At 36.6% G+C, this 18,568-nt stretch carries 20 protein-coding genes; 9 read left to right on the forward strand and 11 right to left on the reverse strand.

Going from position 1 to position 18,568, the window contains the following annotated elements:
- Nucleotides 1-472 precede the first annotated feature (472 nt).
- Nucleotides 473-2,320 carry a PAS domain-containing sensor histidine kinase gene (locus tag GGQ60_RS12745; RefSeq protein WP_183764567.1) on the reverse strand — a complete coding sequence of 616 codons (1,848 nt, stop codon included), beginning with the start codon at nucleotides 2,318-2,320 and terminating at the stop codon, nucleotides 473-475.
- 668 nt (nucleotides 2,321-2,988) lie between these two features.
- Between GGQ60_RS12745 and GGQ60_RS12750 the strand changes: the two genes are divergently transcribed.
- The 4 genes from GGQ60_RS12750 to GGQ60_RS12765 all read left to right on the forward strand — a co-directional run bounded on the left by GGQ60_RS12750 (nucleotide 2,989) and on the right by GGQ60_RS12765 (nucleotide 7,281).
- On the forward strand, nucleotides 2,989-3,558 hold the full coding sequence (locus GGQ60_RS12750) for a UbiX family flavin prenyltransferase (protein ID WP_183764569.1): 570 nt from the start codon (nucleotides 2,989-2,991) through the stop codon (nucleotides 3,556-3,558).
- 156 nt (nucleotides 3,559-3,714) lie between these two features.
- Nucleotides 3,715-5,037, forward strand: coding sequence for a tRNA (N(6)-L-threonylcarbamoyladenosine(37)-C(2))-methylthiotransferase MtaB (gene mtaB, locus GGQ60_RS12755; protein ID WP_183764572.1), 1,323 nt, complete (start codon nucleotides 3,715-3,717; stop codon nucleotides 5,035-5,037).
- A 245-nt stretch (nucleotides 5,038-5,282) separates the two neighbouring features.
- Nucleotides 5,283-6,431 (forward strand): prolipoprotein diacylglyceryl transferase, encoded by a 1,149-nt coding sequence (locus GGQ60_RS12760; protein ID WP_183764574.1) that lies wholly within the window; start codon nucleotides 5,283-5,285, stop codon nucleotides 6,429-6,431.
- A gap of 58 nt (nucleotides 6,432-6,489) precedes the next feature.
- Entirely contained in the window at nucleotides 6,490-7,281 is a 792-nt protein-coding gene (locus tag GGQ60_RS12765) for an inositol monophosphatase family protein (RefSeq protein ID WP_183764577.1), read from the forward strand.
- 195 nt (nucleotides 7,282-7,476) lie between these two features.
- On the opposite strand, the gene GGQ60_RS12770 is transcribed toward GGQ60_RS12765, so the two are convergent.
- From GGQ60_RS12770 to GGQ60_RS12795, 6 genes are all read right to left on the reverse strand, one after another.
- A complete protein-coding gene (locus tag GGQ60_RS12770) occupies nucleotides 7,477-8,028 on the reverse strand; it encodes a NifU family protein (RefSeq protein ID WP_183764580.1) in 552 nt (183 codons plus the stop codon).
- Between the two features lie 87 nt (nucleotides 8,029-8,115).
- A complete protein-coding gene (gene purB / locus GGQ60_RS12775; RefSeq protein WP_183764583.1) occupies nucleotides 8,116-9,462 on the reverse strand; it encodes an adenylosuccinate lyase in 1,347 nt (448 codons plus the stop codon).
- 116 nt (nucleotides 9,463-9,578) lie between these two features.
- Nucleotides 9,579-9,776 (reverse strand): hypothetical protein, encoded by a 198-nt coding sequence (locus GGQ60_RS12780; RefSeq protein ID WP_183764586.1) that lies wholly within the window; start codon nucleotides 9,774-9,776, stop codon nucleotides 9,579-9,581.
- A gap of 141 nt (nucleotides 9,777-9,917) precedes the next feature.
- Nucleotides 9,918-10,139 carry a hypothetical protein gene (locus tag GGQ60_RS12785; protein ID WP_183764589.1) on the reverse strand — a complete coding sequence of 74 codons (222 nt, stop codon included), beginning with the start codon at nucleotides 10,137-10,139 and terminating at the stop codon, nucleotides 9,918-9,920.
- A gap of 132 nt (nucleotides 10,140-10,271) precedes the next feature.
- Complete coding sequence (locus GGQ60_RS12790) at nucleotides 10,272-10,490, reverse strand: hypothetical protein (protein ID WP_183764592.1); 219 nt, start codon at nucleotides 10,488-10,490, stop codon at nucleotides 10,272-10,274.
- A 145-nt stretch (nucleotides 10,491-10,635) separates the two neighbouring features.
- A complete protein-coding gene (locus GGQ60_RS12795) occupies nucleotides 10,636-10,854 on the reverse strand; it encodes a hypothetical protein (protein ID WP_183764595.1) in 219 nt (72 codons plus the stop codon).
- Nucleotides 10,855-11,056: 202 nt separating this feature from the next.
- On the opposite strand from GGQ60_RS12795, the gene GGQ60_RS12800 reads away from it, so the two are divergent.
- The 4 genes from GGQ60_RS12800 (at nucleotide 11,057) to GGQ60_RS12815 (ending at nucleotide 13,938) form a co-directional block, all read left to right on the forward strand.
- Nucleotides 11,057-11,623, forward strand: a complete 567-nt coding sequence (locus tag GGQ60_RS12800; RefSeq protein ID WP_183764598.1) for an RNA polymerase sigma factor — start codon at nucleotides 11,057-11,059, stop codon at nucleotides 11,621-11,623.
- Nucleotides 11,624-11,631: 8 nt separating this feature from the next.
- Nucleotides 11,632-12,735 carry a S1C family serine protease gene (locus GGQ60_RS12805; protein ID WP_183764600.1) on the forward strand — a complete coding sequence of 368 codons (1,104 nt, stop codon included), beginning with the start codon at nucleotides 11,632-11,634 and terminating at the stop codon, nucleotides 12,733-12,735.
- A gap of 157 nt (nucleotides 12,736-12,892) precedes the next feature.
- On the forward strand, nucleotides 12,893-13,528 hold the full coding sequence (locus GGQ60_RS12810; RefSeq protein WP_183764602.1) for a peroxiredoxin: 636 nt from the start codon (nucleotides 12,893-12,895) through the stop codon (nucleotides 13,526-13,528).
- A 212-nt stretch (nucleotides 13,529-13,740) separates the two neighbouring features.
- Nucleotides 13,741-13,938 (forward strand): cold-shock protein, encoded by a 198-nt coding sequence (locus tag GGQ60_RS12815; protein WP_029276380.1) that lies wholly within the window; start codon nucleotides 13,741-13,743, stop codon nucleotides 13,936-13,938.
- A 251-nt stretch (nucleotides 13,939-14,189) separates the two neighbouring features.
- On the opposite strand, the gene GGQ60_RS12820 is transcribed toward GGQ60_RS12815, so the two are convergent.
- The 4 genes from GGQ60_RS12820 to GGQ60_RS12835 all read right to left on the reverse strand — a co-directional run bounded on the left by GGQ60_RS12820 (nucleotide 14,190) and on the right by GGQ60_RS12835 (nucleotide 17,929).
- The gene (locus GGQ60_RS12820; RefSeq protein WP_183764604.1) at nucleotides 14,190-15,377 is read right to left on the reverse strand and encodes a THUMP-like domain-containing protein; all 1,188 of its coding nucleotides are present in this window, start codon (nucleotides 15,375-15,377) and stop codon (nucleotides 14,190-14,192) included.
- Nucleotides 15,378-15,494: 117 nt separating this feature from the next.
- Entirely contained in the window at nucleotides 15,495-16,757 is a 1,263-nt protein-coding gene (locus GGQ60_RS12825; RefSeq protein WP_183764607.1) for an aspartate kinase, read from the reverse strand.
- 1 nt (nucleotide 16,758) lies between these two features.
- The gene (locus GGQ60_RS12830) at nucleotides 16,759-17,226 is read right to left on the reverse strand and encodes a GNAT family N-acetyltransferase (RefSeq protein WP_183764611.1); all 468 of its coding nucleotides are present in this window, start codon (nucleotides 17,224-17,226) and stop codon (nucleotides 16,759-16,761) included.
- A 1-nt stretch (nucleotide 17,227) separates the two neighbouring features.
- Nucleotides 17,228-17,929, reverse strand: coding sequence for a YggS family pyridoxal phosphate-dependent enzyme (locus GGQ60_RS12835; RefSeq protein WP_183764614.1), 702 nt, complete (start codon nucleotides 17,927-17,929; stop codon nucleotides 17,228-17,230).
- A 93-nt stretch (nucleotides 17,930-18,022) separates the two neighbouring features.
- On the opposite strand from GGQ60_RS12835, the gene GGQ60_RS12840 reads away from it, so the two are divergent.
- A complete protein-coding gene (locus tag GGQ60_RS12840) occupies nucleotides 18,023-18,562 on the forward strand; it encodes a DUF4296 domain-containing protein (RefSeq protein ID WP_260300598.1) in 540 nt (179 codons plus the stop codon).
- The last annotated feature ends 6 nt before the right edge of the window (nucleotides 18,563-18,568 follow it).

Below are 18,568 nucleotides of genomic sequence, written 5' to 3' on the forward strand. Positions count from 1 at the left end.
TAACAAGCTGTAAAACAGTTATTTAAAATAAAATAAAATAATTTTTCCGGGATGCGTTAACATCAAAATAACCTGTTTGCGCAAGTTAATTCGTTTTAGCAGCAATAACAGATGTATATAAAGGTTAATAATTAATCAAAAAAAATATAATATGTATTTTTAATTATACATAATTTAACTATAATTGCTTATTATTTATGAAAAATATATGCTGCAATGGGTGATATGAGGAAGGGAGATGTTACTCAGATTGACTTTGAATCTGGACTTGGAATCATTATTGACGAAAACGACCAAGATATTCACTTTCAATTAGATAATGTATCTAGTCTAATTAATTTAAATTCGAGGGTAATTTTTGAAATAGAATTACACGAGCATGGTTTAATGGCAGTAAATGTTCAATTGGAAATGGAACAAATAAAGATTTAATTTTGCAACTGCCAGGCAAATTGAGCGCGCAGGTTATCTATCATTTGGATATAGGCAAGCTGAAATAAAAAGTAGATCCCTTACCAAATTTGCTTTCTGCCCATATTTTTCCCTGATGTCTTTCAATTACTTCGGCACAAATGTAAAGGCCAACTCCAAATCCTGCAATTGTTTTGGTGTCAGGGCTTTCTACACGGTAAAAACGTTCAAAAAGTTTGGGTATGTCATTTTCCTTAATGCCTATGCCTTCATCTTCTACGCTCACCACTGCATAACCGTTTTGTATTTCGCATTTTATAGCAATTAAAGAGTGTTTTTTTGAGTATTTTGCTGCATTTCCAATCAGGTTGTTCAGTACATTGCCAATTTTATCCATATCGGCATTTACAACTACTTCTTTCGTACCAATCACCTGGATAAAATGGCTGGTTAAAACAATTCTATTTTCGTCGGCTACGGTTTTAATTAATTCAACCAGGTTAAAATTGGTTCTGTTCAATAAAATTTTGCCGGATTCAAATAAGGATACATTCAGAAAGCCATCAATCATTAACGACATTCTTTTTAATTGAACATTAATCTTATCAAGTATCTGAATGGTAAAGTCGTTATCCGTTTCTTTAAATTTATGTTGTAAAAGCTGTATATAAGCGCTTAACGAAGTTAAAGGCGTTTTAAGCTCATGACTTACCATGCCGATAAAGTCGTTTTTTCGGATTTCGTCCTGCTTATGTTCTGTGATATCCAAAACAGCTCCGGCAATATAAATGGCTTTTCCCTCTTCGTTATAATAGGCTTTTCCCGCTGTTCTTAACCATTTGTTTTTAGCGCTTATACCATTCAAATTAATTTGGTATTCGATATTGAATGCATTCCGGTGGTGCAATGCCCGCCTGATACCACTGGTAAGGTGTTTAATATCTTCATCACTTACCAGCGATTTGGCTTCTTCAATACCTAATCTATTACTTTCCAGTTCGTAGATCTGTTGTGATCTTTCTGATAAAAGTACCTGTTTGCTTTCCAGATCAATGTTCCACGAGCCCATTTCTGATGCATCCATCGCTATTTTTAGAATGTCTTTAGCTTTAAGGAGTTCTTTTTTAAAATTTACCTGCTCTGTAATATCTTTAATAATAACCAGAACCCGGGTTACTTCGTTTTTATCATTTTTTAACGGCTCATAAAAAGCTATAAAATAACCGTCTGCAACCGGTGTGGTAATTTTTAATTCATTTATGGTCAATGGTTGGCCATTCTTGAAAATATCTTTTACACGGTCTAAAAGGGCTCGCTGTTGTCCGAGTTCTGGGCGTGCCTCTTCCTGTGGAATCCCGATTACTTCTTTTCTGGTTTTGGCCCAGAGTTTTAATATATTATCGTTTGCATACTCTGTAATAAGCTCCGGACCTTTTAATACGCACATGCCCAAAGGGGCCTGCTCAAAAAAGCCCCTAAAACGTGCTTCACTTTCAGAAAGTTCAAATAAAATATGCCCAAGGTCATTTTCATCCTGTGGAATTTCTCTTAGCGAACAGATAATGTATTCAACTGGCCCATCATTCTGTAAAACCGGCGAAAATTCCAGCTCCCATTTTACATTTGGTGAGTTAGAATAGATGGGGTGAATCACCAGCATACGCCTCGCTTTTAGTTCGCTTACTTTTTGTACTGTTTTAATCAGGAGTACCTTTTCGGCATCACTTAAAAGATTGGGGATAATGTTAATATCATAGAATTTCAATTTTCCTCCGATACGCTCTATTAAAGCCTGGTAAGCATCGTTATGCTCTACCACCACTAATACCGGTTTTAACTTAAAAATAATTATAGGGCTCTTAGCATGTTTTAATAACGCTTTTAAGAATGGAGAGGCTAAGTCTATCATAAATTTAAGTTGACACTTTCTCAAATATAACCCTTAAGTAGTTAATCGCCAACCGATTTTTGAAGATAATATCATATTTATCATACAAAATGGTATACATTATAAGCGATTTGTGTTTTTGCCTGCTTTTAAGCCGTTATTTTTCAATGATTTTGTTTGGCTTTAAAAGCCCTTTTCTTAAAATGTTGAAGGTAAATGGCGATTTATAGAAAGACTTACAGCACGGAGAAAAACTAAAAATCAATAAGTTTATAAGCCTTTGCAATCTGTTTTATCAGGTTATATAAATATTAAAAAATTGTAACGTTAAAAGTGTAAAAATGAATAACCTAAGCGTAAAGTAAGTATTTGTTGAATTATTATGTATTTATAGTAATACATTTAAATCTGTTTTTTATTAAAAAAGCTGTATTTTTTGCTTGAAAAAAAGTTTTAGTAAATTTTTGTTAAAAATTATTTAATTGATAATCAGTTTGTTGTATTCGATTAATAGGTTAAATAATTGATTTATACGATTTAACATTTCTCCCTTATATTTTTTTAAAAATTTATATATATTTGTTCTTACCCTTTCGAGGGTATGTTTTTCATAGGTAGATGTAGGGTCAGAACAATGTTCTGGCCCTTTTTTTATTTTTAATCCCTTACAGAAAACCTACTTTTGTTTTATGGTAAAAAAGAAAGTGATAGTTGCAGTAACCGGGGCCAGCGGATCCATTTATGCTAAAGTTTTATTCGATCAGTTATCGGTTTTAAAAGATCAGATTGAAGCCATTGGTGTGGTGATGAGCGACAATGCAAAAGAGGTTTGGCAGTTCGAATTGGGCAATCAGAATTATAACAGTTTCAAAAACTTTACTTTTTATAACAAAAACGATTTTAATGCGCCATTTGCATCTGGTTCGGCAAAATACGATACCATGATCATTGTTCCATGTTCTATGGGTACACTAGGGCGTATAGCGCACGGAATTTCAAACGATCTGATCTCCAGGGCTGCAGATGTGGTATTAAAGGAGCGGAGAAAACTGATTGCCGTAGTACGCGATACACCTTTTAGCCTGATCCATATCAACAACATGAAAACCGTTACCGAAGCCGGTGGCATTATCTGTCCGGCTAACCCATCTTTTTATAGCTTGCCCAAAAGCATCGAGGAAGTGGCCGGAACAGTAATCAGCAGGGTATTGGACTTAGCGGGCTTTGAGCAGGAAAGTTATCGCTGGCAGGAAGAATAGTTTATAGCTTGCCATCAGCAGCTTACAGTTGATCGTTTACCATCAGATTGAAAATCGGAAAATTAGAAATTGTATTGTTAATAAACTGTAATTTACCTTTAATCTCGTATTTCATATCGCAATACTCAAATCTATTTTTCTATCTTTGCAGGCTCAATGAAAAAGGTCGCATTTTATACATTAGGTTGTAAACTTAATTTCTCTGAAACATCAACGATCGGTCGTTTATTTACCGATGCGGGTTATGCTGTGGTAGAATTTCAGGATCAGGCCGATGTATATGTAATCAACACCTGTTCGGTTACCGATCATGCAGATAAAAAATGCCGTAAAGTTGTTAAGGAAGCTTTAAAATATTCTCCAAATGCATTTGTAACCATTGTAGGCTGCTATGCGCAGTTAAAACCACAGGAAATTGCCGAAATTGAAGGTGTCGATATGGTTTTGGGTGCTGCAGAAAAATTCAGGATTGTAGAATACATAACCGATTTAACTAAACAGCCCAAAACAGTTGTCCATCAGCAGAGTATTGAAAAAGTAAACCATAATTTTATTGCTTCTTATTCCATCGGCGACAGAACACGAACTTTTTTAAAAGTGCAGGATGGTTGCGATTATCCGTGTACCTATTGTACTATTCCTTTAGCACGTGGCGCAAGCCGTAGCGATACCATCGAAAATGTGGTGAACCGCGCAAAAATGATTGCTGAAAGCGGCGTAAAAGAAATTGTGTTAACAGGGGTAAACTTAGGCGATTTCGGTATCCGCAATGGCCAAAGGGAAGATAAATTTTTTGATTTGATTAAAGCACTGGATGAGGTTGAAGGAATCGAAAGAATCCGTATTTCATCAATTGAACCTAACCTTTTGAGTAACGAAATAATCGAATTTGTGGCTACTTCAAAAAGGTTTGTTCCGCATTTTCACATTCCTTTGCAATCAGGTTCGGATAAAATCTTAGGCCTGATGCGTCGTCGTTACCGTCGCGATTTGTATGTAGAGCGTGTTGCCAAAATAAAAGAAGTAATGCCACACTGTTGTATCGGTGTTGATGTTATTGTGGGTTTTCCGGGCGAAACAAAAGAAGATTTCCTGGATACTTACCAGTTCTTAAATCAACTGGACATTTCTTACCTGCACGTATTTACGTATTCTGAGCGCGAATTAACGGTGGCAGCCGAAATGAAAGGTGTTGTGGCAGGAAGTGAGCGTAACGAGCGCAGCAAAATGCTGCACATTTTATCTGATAAGAAACGCAGGGCTTTTTACGAATCGCAACTGGGTAGCGAAGGTGAAGTACTCTTTGAAGCAGACCAAAAATCAGGTTATATGCATGGCTTTACCAAAAATTATGTAAAGGTACGTGCCAAGTACGATCCATTAATGGTGAACGAACTAAAAGCGGTTAAGCTGATTGAAATTACTGCTGATGGTGAAGTAGAAGTTGCTGAACTGGAAACCGTTTACGCACATCATTAGTTTAGTCCACTGTCTTTAGTCCTGATCCCGTATTTCTTGCTCTCATTCTGAACGTGGTGAAGAATCTTTAATGTAACAAGCTTTGTAGGCCCTGCGCCTTTAACTCTGCGCCCTTTGCGGTTAAATGCCAAAGGATTCTGAAACAAGTTTAGAATGACGATTGTATGAAAGAATATCCCTTAGCCTTTGCTCTTTAGTCTTTCAGCTTTGGTCTTTCTTTCCTATCTTCGCAACAAATTATTTGTATGTTTCCTACCGTTTCACATTTTTTAGAATACCTTTTCGGCATTAATTTACCGCTTCCGTTTAATACTTTCGGTGTTTTTGTGGCGCTGGCATTTGTGGCCGGCTACTGGGCTTTTACTAAAGAACTTAAGCGTAAAGAAGCACTGGGCATACTCCATCCAATAAAAAAAACAGTAGTAATAGGTAAACCTGCTACGGCATCAGAACTGATTATGAACGGTCTTTTTGGCTTCGTGATTGGTTATAAATTGGTTTATGCCCTGTTAAATTACAAGCTTTTTGTAAACGACGCGCAAGGCATATTAATGTCGGCGAAAGGAAATATAATTGGCGGCCTGCTTTTCGCAGGTCTGTTTGCTTATTGGGATTACACGGAAAAAAATAAGCATAAACTCGATAAACCAAAGGAGACCCTGGTTACCGTTCATCCTTACCAGATCATGAGCAACCTGGTTGTTTGGGCTGCAATTTGGGGTTTCTTAGGGGCTAAATTTTTTGACAATTTAGAATATTGGGATGATTTTATTCAACACCCTATAGAAAGATTATTATCTTTTAGCGGCTTAACTTTTTACGGAGGTTTAATCTGTGGTGGGGCAGCGGTATTAATCATCGCCAAAAGAAATGGCATTAAACCCCTGCATATGCTTGATGTGGGTGGCCCGGGAATGATGCTGGCTTATGCCGTTGGCCGTATTGGCTGTCACTTAGCTGGCGATGGCGACTGGGGAATTGTAAATCCAAACCCCAAACCCTTTTCGTGGCTGCCTGATTGGTTATGGTCATACAAATATCCAAATAACGTGGTAGGAGAAGGAATTCCCATCCCGGGTTGTAGCGGAAAATTCTGTAACGAACTGGCTCAGGGTGTTTATCCAACGCCAATTTATGAAGTGGTTATCTGCCTGATCCTTTTTGCCTTCCTGTGGAAAATCAGGGATAAAATAAAGGCACCCGGTTTAATGTTCGGTATTTACATGATTTTAAATGGAATAGAGCGTTTCTGTATCGAATTAATTCGTGTAAATTCAAAATATCATGTTTTTGGCCTTTCATTTACCCAGGCCGAGATGATTTCTACCTTTCTGGTGATTGGTGGCATTGCCTTAAGTGCTTATGCTTTAAGGAATAAGAATCAGCTTGCTTAATTACATCTATAAATCCATTTAAAATCCAACAACCACCTTCTTTGGTTGTTAAATAACTATGAATTACGAATTATTATGCAATAAAGTGATATCGGTTGTAAAGCTTACCGGAAATTTTATCCGTAAAGAGGCCATACAGTTTGATGCACAAAAAATCGAATACAAAGGATTGAACGATATGGTTTCCTATGTTGATAAAACAGCAGAACAGAAACTTGTCCAGAACCTTGAAAAGTTGATTCCGGATGCCGGTTTCATTACCGAAGAGAAAACCATTAACCGCGTAGGTAAAACCTATACCTGGATCATCGATCCTTTAGATGGAACCACTAACTTTATCCATGGCATACCCGCTTACGGTATTAGTGTAGCCCTATACGAAGAAGGAATACCTGTTATAGGTGTGGTTTACGAGTTAAATAGGGGAGAAATGTTTTATTCTTACAAGGGCGGTTTGGCCTTTATGAATAAAAAAGAAATTAAAGTTTCTGTTAATCCCGATTTGAAATCGAGTTTGTTGGCTACGGGATTTCCATACTACCAGTTTGATAAACAACCCCAATATTTGAAATTACTGGCCGAAATGATGCAGAAAAGCCATGGCGTAAGAAGAATTGGTGCAGCAGCGGTAGACCTGGTTTATACCGCCTGTGGCCGTTTTGATGCTTTTTTCGAATTTAACCTCCAACAGTGGGATTTTGCAGCCGGATGCTTTATTGTTCAGCAGGCAGGAGGAGAGGTATACGATTTCGCTGGCGGTAATGATTATTTTGAGAAAAGGGAGATTTTGGCAACCAATGGAAAGCTCACAGCCGAGATGTTGGAAGCGATTAAAAAGTATTTTTATTAGAAGTATCGGCATGCTGAATTTATTTCAGCATCCTTTCTGCAATTAAGACCCTGGATACGAAAGAGCTACAAGGCAAATGAAAATATATTTCTGCTTGTAAAATAAATTCAGGGTGACGACGACTCTTAGTAATAAAAAAAGGTCCTGATTTACACCGGGACCTTTTCGTTATATGTGTACTATGAAAAATGCAATTTAAAGCGCTTCAGAAACCACTTCTGTAACTTCTGGTACCATTCGCTGTAATAAATTCTGAATACCTGATTTAAGCGTAATCGTAGAGGATGGGCAACCACTACAAGATCCCCTTAATTCTACTGTTACCACGCCTTCATCGAAAGATTTGTAGGTAATGGCACCGCCATCCTGCTCTACAGCCGGACGAACGTAATCGTGCAGGATCTGCTGAATTTTAATTTCAGTTTCCGAACCTTCAAAAGTCGGGGCTTCCTCAGCCGTTGCTTCTTTGATTTTTAATTCAGATTCAACCGCTCCTTTAACAAATTCCTTTAAAATGGCTTCAATATCAGCCCATTCCGCATCATCAGTTTTGGTGATGGTTACAAAGTTACTGGCGAAAAACACACCAGAAACAAAGTTGAACTTAAATAACTCTTTCGCAAATGGAGAATGTTCTGCACTTTCTTTAGTGGCAAAATCTTCACTGCCATTAATTAGCAGCTTATTAACCATGAATTTCATGGTTGCTGGGTTGGGAGTCTGTTCTGTATATACGTTGATCGTCATGTCTTAATCTTTTTGAATAAACAAAATTAACAATAACTCATTAATAAAACCCTTAACTGCTGTCTGCTTAACGTCAATTTAATCTGCTTAAAAAACGCCGGTATAATTGAAAGGGGTAATTGTTCTTAAGTGTGCTTTTATTTCTTCTGCAACAGCCAGTCCTTCAATAAATTCTGCAATACTCGCCGCATCTATTTTTGAGTTTGTACGGGTCAGCTCTTTTAACGCTTCATAAGGATTTGGATAGTTTTCCCTTCTTAATACTGTTTGAATTGCTTCGGCAACAACGGCCCAGTTTTCATCTAAATCGGCATGTAAAGCGGCTTCATTCAATAAAATTTTATTCAATCCCCGTAAGGTGGAGTTAATGGCAATCAGTGTATGGCCGAAAGGAACGCCTATGTTTCTTAAAACGGTAGAATCGGTTAAGTCCCTTTGTAAACGCGAAATGGGTAATTTGGCAGCGAAAAATTCGAACAAGGCATTTGCAATACCCGCATTTCCTTCTGCATTCTCGAAATCAATCGGGTTAACTTTATGTGGCATAGCTGAAGAACCAATTTCTCCGGCTTTGATTTTCTGTTTGAAATAATTTTTAGAAATGTAGGTCCAGATATCCCTGTCTAAATCGATAATAATGTTGTTGATGCGTTTTAAAGCATCGCATTGTGCAGCGAACTGATCGTAGTGTTCAATCTGTGTGGTATGTTGCGCACGGGTTAGGCCCAACGTTTGGTTTACAAACTGGTTAGAGAAATCAATCCAGTTTACTTGAGGATAAGCGATATGGTGTGCATTAAAGTTCCCGGTTGCGCCACCAAATTTAGCACTGTTAGGGATCGCTTTTAAACTTTCTACCTGGATATTTAAACGTTCGGCAAAAACCAAAAATTCTTTTCCCAGTTTAGTAGGAGAGGCCGGCTGGCCATGGGTATGAGCCAGCATCGGAACATCTTTCCACTCGGTAGCCAGGGCATTTATTTTTTCGATCAATGCGCTGATTGCCGGGTAATAACTTTCATTTAAAGCCAGCTTAATCGAATAAGGGATAGCCGTATTGTTAATGTCCTGAGAAGTTAAGCCAAAATGGATAAACTCTTTATAGTTTTGAAGTGAAAGGAGGTCGAACTTACTTTTAATAAAATATTCAACAGCCTTAACATCGTGATTGGTAACTTTTTCGGTTTCTTTAATTTCCAGGGCATCAGCCTCTGAGAAATTTTCGTGGATTTTACGTAAGTCCGCATACAGATTTCTATCAAAACTTTCCAAGCCAGGTAAGTTGACCTCACAAAGTGCAATAAAATACTCGATTTCTACAAAAACACGGTATTTAATCAATGCCTCTTCCGAAAAGTAGGCAGCTAAACTTTCGGTTGTTTTTCTGTAGCGGCCATCAACAGGTGAAATAGCTTGTAGTGATGTTAAATTCATTATGCGGATTATATTTTTGCCGCAAATTTACTACAATTGATGGATTTTAAGGTCTAGATGCGTAAAATAAAAAAGCCTTAGCTGAACCAAGGCTTTTTAAAATGGTTTTGATAAAACTATTTTTTAGTAGTATCAGCTTTAACAGTGTCTTTAACGGTTGTATCTTTTACAGTTGTATCCTTAACTGTAGTATCTACAACTGTAGAATCAACTTTAGAAGAATCTGTTCCGCCATCTTTCTTTTCTGATTTACAAGCTACAACAGATAGCGATAAAGCTAGAGCTAAAAAGCCCATTTTGAATGCGTTTTTCATTGTTTTTAATTTGTTTGGTTCTTTTTTGAATTAATTAATGGCTAATTTATATAAAAAGCCTGAAAATAACCAGTCTTTCTATAATAAAAAAGGTCAGGATATAAATATCACGACCTTTTTTATACTTTTTTGTTAAAATAACTAGTGTTTAACTTCAGTTTTTTCTGTGGTAGCTTTAACTGTAGTGTCTTTCACAGTAGAATCTTTAACTGTAGTATCAACTGAAGTGGTATCAGTTACAATTGTAGAAGAATCTGTAATTGTTGTGTCAGCACCATCAGCTTTTTTACCTGATCCGCCGCAAGCAGCAACTGTTAAAGATAAAGCGAGGGCTAAAAAGCCTAATTTGAATGCATTTTTCATTTTGATATTTGTTTTAGGGTTACCGTTTAAAGTTAATACCAAATAATATAAAAGGTAACCCATGGTGAGGTTGAAATAAAAAAAAGCCTCCTGATTTTTATATCAGGAGGCTTTTTTTATAGTAAAGTTAGACTAGTGTTTAACTTCAGTTTTTTCTGTAGTAGTTTTTACAGTAGTATCTTTTACTGTAGAATCTTTAACGATTGTGTCTTTTTTAGTAGTATCAGTAACAACAGTTGAAGAGTCAGTAGCTGTAGTATCAGCACCTTCTGCTTTTTTCTCTGAGTTACAAGCAACAACTGATAAAGATAAAGCTAAAGCTAAGAAGCCTAATTTGAATGCATTTTTCATTTTAAATATTTTTAAGTAATTAATTAATTTACCTCTTAATACCGGTTATTTAAAAAGGTAACCCAAAAAAATAAAAAAAAATAAAAATATATAAAAAAGGCTTCTGACGGATAATCAGAAGCCTTTTTTTATGGGTAAAGTTAGACTAGTGTTTAACTTCAGTTTTTTCTGTAGTAGTTTTTACAGTAGTATCTTTTACTGTAGAATCTTTAACTGTAGTATCTTTTGCAGTAGTATCGGTAACTACAGTAGAAGAATCAGTTAAAGTAGTATCGGCACCTTCTGCTTTTTTCTCTGAGTTACAAGCAACAACTGATAAAGATAAAGCTAAAGCTAAGAAGCCTAATTTGAATGCATTTTTCATTTTGAATTTTTTTTAGTAATTAATTTCTTATTAATGCCGCAAAGGTAGAAAGGTAACCCGATAATCAGAAAAAAAGTTAAAATATTTTTTATCCGGCTTTTGGGTTACCGACAGCCTTAAGTTTGTATTAAGCAATTATAGTAGCTATAAATATTTTTTTGTCTAATATTGGGTTACTATTTACCGAAAAATGTATTAACTAGTGAATAACAGTTTAAAGAGATCAGTTCCAACAGATAGAGAGGTTATTTTAGGTATTCTAAATAACTCCAAAGATGCACTTAACAAGTTATACAAGGCTTATTATGCAATGGTTTTGCAGTTTATCCTGAACAATAATGGCGATGAAGATGATGCAAAAGATGTTTATCAGGAAGCCATTATTATTTTATATAACAAAATTAAGGAAGGCAATTTTGAGCTGAGCAGCAAGCTTAAAACCTACATTTATTCGGTTTGCCGTAGGATCTGGTTGAAAAAACTCAACCTGAACAGCAAAAAGACAGGTAATATTACTGATTACGAAGATGTATTGGTTGTAGAAGAGGATGTTGTGGAACATGAGGAAAAAGACGCCGCTTTTGTAAAAATGCAATCGGCACTGGATCACCTCGGCGAACCCTGTAAAACCATTATTCAGGATTTTTATATCCATGATTTATCCATGCAGGATATCTGTGAAAAGTTTGGTTATACGAATACGGATAATGCAAAAACACAGAAATATAAATGCCTGCAAAGGTTAAAGAAAATATTTTTTCAACCATAATAATTGAAATGAGAAACGATTTGGAGTTAGATGCAATTATTGAGGATTATCTTTTAGGTAAACTTAATGCACAGGAAACAGAAGCTTTTGAGGAGTTACGCCGTAATGACGCCACGGTAGACCATAAGGTAGTTTCGCATAAATTCTTTTTAGAATCTATGGGAGCATTTGCTGCGCAGTTACATTTGAAGGAACAATTAAACCAGATCCATGCTGAAATTGATGTAGACAGCCTGGCTAATGAACTTAGGCCGCATCCTTCAAGGGTGGTACAACTATGGCGCAAACACCGGTCTGCGATAGCCATTGCTGCATCATTTATTTTACTTTCTCTTGTATCTATCTACTCCATTCAGCATAATACCAAGCAGGACATCCGGTATAATCAGATGAGCAGGGAACTGTCAAAGGTTAAAACTTCTACAAAAGATTTAATCAGAACTATTCAATCTACAACACCGGGTGATGCGCAGAATAAAAATGCAAATCCCGGAAACTTTGGTGGTACTGGTTTTGCCATCTCGGCAAATGGTTACATCCTGACCAATTTCCATGTAATTAAAGGCGCAGATTCTTTATTCGTTCAGAACAGCAAAGGCGAATCATTTAAAGTTAAAGCAACTTATACCGATCCGCAAAATGACATAGCCATTTTAAAAATAAGTGATAAAGGCTTTAGCAGCCTTTCTGCTATTCCTTATACCATTAAAAAGAACACCAGCAGTATTGGCGAGGTAGTGTATACATTAGGCTACCCTAAAGATGATGCAGTATTGGGTGAAGGATATGTAAGTTCTAAAAATGGCTTTATAGGCGATACGACCCAGTACCAGGTATCTATTCCGGTAAATCCGGGAAACAGCGGCGGACCATTGCTTGATAATAATGGAAATTTAGTCGGAATTATCAGTGGTAAACCCGATCAGACAGAAGGAGCAGCTTTTGCAATTAAATCAAAATATATCTTAGAAGCAATGAGGGCTATTCCACAGGATTCTCTGGGAAAAAATAAGCTTTCAGCTAATAAGAAAAGTGCTTTATCAGGCCTGAAACGTACCAAACAGATCGAAAAGTTACAGGACTATGTGTTCATGATCAAAGCTTACAATTAAAAACCCAAACAAATTAATATTCTTAAACCCTGCAGATCGAAAATCTTCAGGGTTTTTTATTTAAATTGTAATTTAGGCGTCTTAAAATATATTATATCTATGTATTTACTATAGTATTGTTTAGATTTGCTTTAATCAACTTAAAATTAACAATATTATGAGCATAAGACTAGGCGATACCGCACCGAATTTCCAGGCCAATACCTCCATTGGAGAAATCGATTTTTATGAATATTTAGGCGATAGCTGGGGAGTACTGTTTTCTCACCCTGCAGATTATACCCCGGTTTGCACCACCGAATTGGGGAAAACAGCTGCGCTAAAAGGTGAGTTTGAAAAAAGGAACGTTAAAGTTTTGGCACTTAGTGTCGATTCTGCCGAATCGCACAAAGGCTGGATCAACGATATCAATGAAACGCAAAATACTTCGGTCGAATTTCCGATTATTGCTGATCCCGATAAAACAGTGGCCAACCTTTATGATATGATCCACCCAAATGCTTCAGAAACACTGACGGTTCGGTCATTGTTCATCATTAGTCCCGATAAAAAGGTGAAGTTGATTATTACTTATCCAGCTTCTACAGGCAGGAACTTTAATGAAGTATTGCGTGTTATCGACTCCTTACAGCTTACGGCAAATTATAGTGTAGCTACACCTGCCGATTGGAAGGATGGAGAAGATGTAATTGTGGTAAACAGCATTAAAACGGAAGATATTCCTGCTAAATTTCCAAAAGGACACCGGGTAATTAAGCCATATTTACGTACAACACCCCAACCGAATAAATAATTTTAACAATATGCTTTTTAAAACGCAACATTCTTGTTGAACGATCAAAAAGAGGTTGTGTTTTATGTGTAAATTGTTATATTTGATAGTTTTGTTTCAATATTAACGCACTAACTGATTGTTTATACCATTTTTAATAATCAATTGGTTGAATTAAATGCTGATCAAGGCGTAAAAGGTTTATTTATTTTAATCAATGTTTTATTTTTTTTATGGCAACCGGAAAAGTTAAGTGGTTTAATACTCAAAAAGGCTTTGGATTTATTGTACAAGAAGACAATAAGGATTTATTTGTACATTTTAAAGATGTTTTAGGTGGAATTGAAAGCCTGAAAGAAAACGATACTGTAGAATTTGAAGTAGCTGAAGGCAGAAAAGGTTTACAGGCTGTAAACGTTAAGAAAGTTTAAGCAATACGATAATCATTATTTCTTCATCCCTACAAAAAGCCTTTCGAGAGAAGGGCTTTTTGTATAATAAGGGGCATGGTATTTTACCCGATCTTAGCCTGATGCCGATTTTTCATGGGTAGAAGCGGGGCTTTGCAATCCCAAAAGCTTCTGAACCCGCTTTCCCAAAAATGGGTTGGTTTTTGGGTTTAGGTTTTTTAGAAAGTTTCTCCACTGCGTTCAGCATGGACGGTATTCATTTGGAGTGACAACTAGTAATACTGTATAATGGAAGCCTTTAAAATTACATTTTCTCCGCTTGCAATCCTGGTGAAAATTAAAAACTGTTCCTGGTCAGCTTTGATTTTATATTTTTTTACTAAATCTTCGGGCTTTGCGGGGTAATTGCGGACAATTACATTGCCTCTTAAATTTTGCTCCTTTTTCAGTTCGCCCGTACTTAATATGGCCTCAATTTTAAATATTCGCCCGGGAAAATCTGTTTTTATAAAATCAGCAGTAAATAGCTGGGTTTGAGTGTGTAATTTGATAAGTTCATATGTTAAGCCAATTAAATTAAAAGCGCCTGATTTTAATAAGGCCGCATCAGGCTCATATAAATACCCACCTACGTGCAGGCTTTCGGCAAACTGTATGGTTCCATTCGCCTCCGACCTGTAAAAAGAAAAATCTTTTTCAACCTCATTATTAAGTGTAACCGCGGTTATTTTAGTGTCTTTATCGAATCCTTTATCAATTATCCATAAAAGTTCCTTACACTCATTCTTTACGCTTATGATCTGTATTTCGCTCACCTGGTTCAATTCGGCCAGCCCTGCTGAAATATCCAGTAAAGGAGCTGTTTTGATAATAACCCTTGACGATTTTTTTAATAAGGCCTCTAAGTTAGTCACTACATCAGGTGTACAGTCTCTCAGCATAAAAACCTTGCCTTTTTCTGCCCTGCGGGCCGGATCTACATAAATGGTATCAAAAAGGGAACTGTTATTCTGAATGTAAGCAATTCCGTCTCCCACCTTAAATTCGATATTTTTTGCTCCCAATACCTGTGCATTGTTTTTTGCTATTGCTGATAGTTCGGGATTGATTTCGCAATGGATAACTTTTTTTACCTTTTGGGCAAAGTAATAGGTATCTATACCAAAACCTCCGGTAATGTCGATCAAAGTATTCCCTTTGGCCAGTTTTGATTTATATCGGGCAGTAACTTCTGAAGAAGTTTGTTCGATGGATAAAACTGGAGGATAATAGATGTTTTTTGTGCGGAACCAGGTGGGTAATTTCTTTTCCGATTTCTTTTTTGCACCGATCTGTGTGGCTAATTCGGCAGGTGTAATGCCTTCGAAAGGACTTTTAGCTAAAGCAATTTGATTAATATCAGTATTTAAGTTAGCATTGATGTAATCTTGTACGGCTTTGGCTAAAAGTTTATCGTTCATTTTTAGTATCAAGATGTGAGTGTTAAGTATCGAGTATTTAGTATCAAGCATTATATTCAGTATCAAGCATTAATTGCCTGTTAATTGTCTTGTACTCGATACTTAATACCGGAATTGCTACTTATTCTTCATCACCATCTGGCAGGTATGGCGGCTCTTTACTTCAAGTAAAATATCTTTGTCAGTGGTTACCCGGTCAATGGTTTGCTGGTTATAATAACGGATGGTTACCAATTCCAATCCTTTGTTATATTTTACCGTAAACTCTTCAGAGAGGTCTTTAATCAATTTTTCGATCTGAACAGGATGGTCATCAATACTTACCGAAAAGCTGATGGCAGAGTTAAGCATGGTATTGATTTTGATTTTATGCCTATGAAAAAGCTCAAAAATATTACTCAGATTCTCTTCAATAATAAAGGAATAATCTTTAGGAAAGATCGAAATCAATGCTTGGTTTACCTTGAAAATAAAAGAAGGAATGGGCAAAGGGTTATTCTCTTTGGTAATGGCAGTTCCTTCACCCTCTGGCTGTATGAATGACCGTACAAAAAGCGGAATACCTTTGTTTTGAAGTGGTTTTATGGTTTTGGGATGAATTACCGTTGCGCCATAATAAGTAAGCTCGATGGCATCATGGTAGGAAAGCTGAGCAATTTTTTCTGTTTCGTCAAACCATTTTGGATCTGCATTTAATACGCCTGGAACGTCTTTCCAAATGGTTAAAGCTGCTGCATCCAGGCAAGAAGCAAATATAGCTGCTGAATAATCAGAACCTTCGCGCCCCAGGGTTGTCGTGTAATTTTCGCTTGTTCCGCCAATAAACCCTTGTGTTACAATGATATTATCAGTTAGCAAGGGTACCAAATCTTTCTGTATAATCTGGTTGGTCTTGGTCCAGTCTACTTTACCCTCCCGGTAAGTATTATCGGTTTGGATATAATTGCGTGCATCAATCCAAAGTGCTTTATTTTCGGTTTCATTTAACCAGGCGGCCACAATTTTAGTAGAAACCACTTCACCAATGGATACGATCTGATCATAAATGTAATCAGGGTCGTTGTCGGGTTCATCCTCAATCAGCCAATCGATTTCGACAAAGGTATTGGCCACCTCGTCATAAACCGGGTGGTGTTTGCCCTGAAAAAGTTCATCTATAATGCTGAAATGAAAATGTTTAATTTCTTCAAAAATTGCATGTGCTTCGTCGTTTTGAGTGATAAATGCCTGAGTAAGATCTTCCAATCTGTTGGTGATTTTGCCCATGGCAGAAACGACGATCAATAGGTTTCCCTTTTTGTAATCGCGTACAATATTGGCCAGATTTTTTACTCCTGCCGCATCTTTTACTGAGGCACCTCCAAACTTAAAAATATCCATATTAAAATGCCTTGATTTGTTCTGTAGACAATGCGGCGTTTAACCAACCGCTTTCTAAATGTGCCTTATATTTATTGTAAAAATTGATGGCCGGTTCGTTCCAGTCCAGCACTTGCCAAACCATACCATTATAATTTCCGTTTTTGGCTTCTTCTATTACTTTGTCGAATAAGATTTTGCCCAGGCCTTTTCCCCTGAATTCTTCCGTTACAATAAAATCTTCCAGGTACAACCTGCAGCCTTTCCAGGTGGAATAACGGGTGTAATATAGGGCAAAACCAACAATTTTATGGCTTACCTCGGCAACAAAGGCTCTCCAAACCGATTGTTGGCCAAAGCCGGCTTCTGTAAAATGTTCTAAAGTAACGGTTACTTCTTCTGGAGCACGTTCATACAAGGCCAGTTCATTGATCAATTCTAATATTCTTGGGCAATCTTCGGCAGTTGCAAACCTGATGTTAAAATCCATATTAATTGGCAGAAACGTTGTTTTTGAAATGTTTAATTATCCTTTTTCCGAAAATACTGCTGCCAATGCGCACCATGGTACTGCCTTCTTCGATCGCAATTTTGTAATCGGCACTCATTCCGGTTGATATTTCTTTGAAAGAATCTTCTTTACGGAAAAAACTTACTTTTATGCCATCAAAAAATACTTTTAGTTCATTAAATTCAAAAGTAATTTGTTTTTCGTTCCTGGTATTGGTGGCAATGCCCATTAAACCTACAATACGGATATTTTTTAAAGCTGCATATTCATCAGAACGCAACAATTCGATCACCTCGTCAAAGCCGAGACCAAATTTAGTGTCCTCGTCAGCAATGTAAACCTGTAATAAACAATCAATTACTCTTTTGTTTTTTGCAGCCTGCTTATCAATTTCCTGCAAAAGCTTCAAGCTGTCTACTCCATGTATCAGTTTTACAAATGGCGCAATGTATTTTACCTTATTGGTTTGCAGGTGACCTATCAGGTGCCATTCGATATCCTTAGGCAGCTGCGCTTCTTTATCAACCATTTCCTGTACATGGTTTTCTCCAAAAATACGCTGCCCGGCATGGTATGCTTCTAAAATAGATTCTATTGGTTGTGTTTTTGATACTGCAATCAGTTTTACCCCATCCGATTCAACTTCGCTTTTATATTTTTTAAGATTATCAGCTATGCTCATTTATAACTATTTTTGGTAAAATTAATAACCTTACCAGAATTTGGGGCAAAAAATAATATTTTATTAAGGATGAAGAGACTAATAGGGGTTTTAATGACAGCTATATTATGGTTTGGTTGTAAGCCAAGCATACCTGATGACATTATTAAACCTGATAAAATGGAAAAGATTTTATATGATATACACATTGTTGACGGCTATGTTGCAAATATCTACGCGATAGATTCAGCAAAGAAGGTTGCAGCAGCTTATTACAAAGGTATTTATAAAAAATTCGGGGTAGATTCTGTTCAATACAGCAGAAGTCTTTTATGGTATAATACCAATCCGAAAGAACTTGAAATCATTTATAAAAATATACAGAAATCGTTAACTAAGCAGAAAAAAGCGGTAGAGATCGCCGATAAAATGATCCAAAGAAAGAAATTTAAAGCAGATTCATTAGTGATTGCGAAGAAGTTTAAGGCCGATTCTCTTGCCATCAGGAAGAAAATGAAACCAGATTCTTTATCGAAAGTTAAAGCAACTGCCGAAATTGCCAAAAAGAAAAAACAGGCAGATTCGCTTATTAATATAAAGAAAACCCAGTCATTACAAGTGGTTTCGGCTTCCACTCCGGTACCCATACAATAAAATAAT

The organism is Pedobacter zeae (genome assembly GCF_014196715.1).
Lineage (GTDB): Bacteria > Bacteroidota > Bacteroidia > Sphingobacteriales > Sphingobacteriaceae > Pedobacter > Pedobacter zeae.

Excerpts from the sequence above, each read along its gene's own strand:
- GGQ60_RS12745 (WP_183764567.1), bottom strand. The coding sequence starts at position 2,320 with ATGATAGACTTAGCCTCTCCATTCTTAAAAGCGTTATTAAAACATGCT.
- GGQ60_RS12750 (WP_183764569.1), top strand. The coding sequence starts at position 2,989 with ATGGTAAAAAAGAAAGTGATAGTTGCAGTAACCGGGGCCAGCGGATCC.
- mtaB (WP_183764572.1), top strand. The coding sequence starts at position 3,715 with ATGAAAAAGGTCGCATTTTATACATTAGGTTGTAAACTTAATTTCTCT.
- GGQ60_RS12760 (WP_183764574.1), top strand. The coding sequence starts at position 5,283 with ATGTTTCCTACCGTTTCACATTTTTTAGAATACCTTTTCGGCATTAAT.
- GGQ60_RS12765 (WP_183764577.1), top strand. The coding sequence starts at position 6,490 with ATGAATTACGAATTATTATGCAATAAAGTGATATCGGTTGTAAAGCTT.
- GGQ60_RS12770 (WP_183764580.1), bottom strand. The coding sequence starts at position 8,028 with ATGACGATCAACGTATATACAGAACAGACTCCCAACCCAGCAACCATG.
- purB (WP_183764583.1), bottom strand. The coding sequence starts at position 9,462 with ATGAATTTAACATCACTACAAGCTATTTCACCTGTTGATGGCCGCTAC.
- GGQ60_RS12780 (WP_183764586.1), bottom strand. The coding sequence starts at position 9,776 with ATGAAAAACGCATTCAAAATGGGCTTTTTAGCTCTAGCTTTATCGCTA.
- GGQ60_RS12785 (WP_183764589.1), bottom strand. The coding sequence starts at position 10,139 with ATGAAAAATGCATTCAAATTAGGCTTTTTAGCCCTCGCTTTATCTTTA.
- GGQ60_RS12790 (WP_183764592.1), bottom strand. The coding sequence starts at position 10,490 with ATGAAAAATGCATTCAAATTAGGCTTCTTAGCTTTAGCTTTATCTTTA.
- GGQ60_RS12795 (WP_183764595.1), bottom strand. The coding sequence starts at position 10,854 with ATGAAAAATGCATTCAAATTAGGCTTCTTAGCTTTAGCTTTATCTTTA.
- GGQ60_RS12805 (WP_183764600.1), top strand. The coding sequence starts at position 11,632 with ATGAGAAACGATTTGGAGTTAGATGCAATTATTGAGGATTATCTTTTA.
- GGQ60_RS12810 (WP_183764602.1), top strand. The coding sequence starts at position 12,893 with ATGAGCATAAGACTAGGCGATACCGCACCGAATTTCCAGGCCAATACC.
- GGQ60_RS12815 (WP_029276380.1), top strand. The coding sequence starts at position 13,741 with ATGGCAACCGGAAAAGTTAAGTGGTTTAATACTCAAAAAGGCTTTGGA.
- GGQ60_RS12820 (WP_183764604.1), bottom strand. The coding sequence starts at position 15,377 with ATGAACGATAAACTTTTAGCCAAAGCCGTACAAGATTACATCAATGCT.
- GGQ60_RS12825 (WP_183764607.1), bottom strand. The coding sequence starts at position 16,757 with ATGGATATTTTTAAGTTTGGAGGTGCCTCAGTAAAAGATGCGGCAGGA.
- GGQ60_RS12830 (WP_183764611.1), bottom strand. The coding sequence starts at position 17,226 with ATGGATTTTAACATCAGGTTTGCAACTGCCGAAGATTGCCCAAGAATA.
- GGQ60_RS12835 (WP_183764614.1), bottom strand. The coding sequence starts at position 17,929 with ATGAGCATAGCTGATAATCTTAAAAAATATAAAAGCGAAGTTGAATCG.
- GGQ60_RS12840 (WP_260300598.1), top strand. The coding sequence starts at position 18,023 with ATGACAGCTATATTATGGTTTGGTTGTAAGCCAAGCATACCTGATGAC.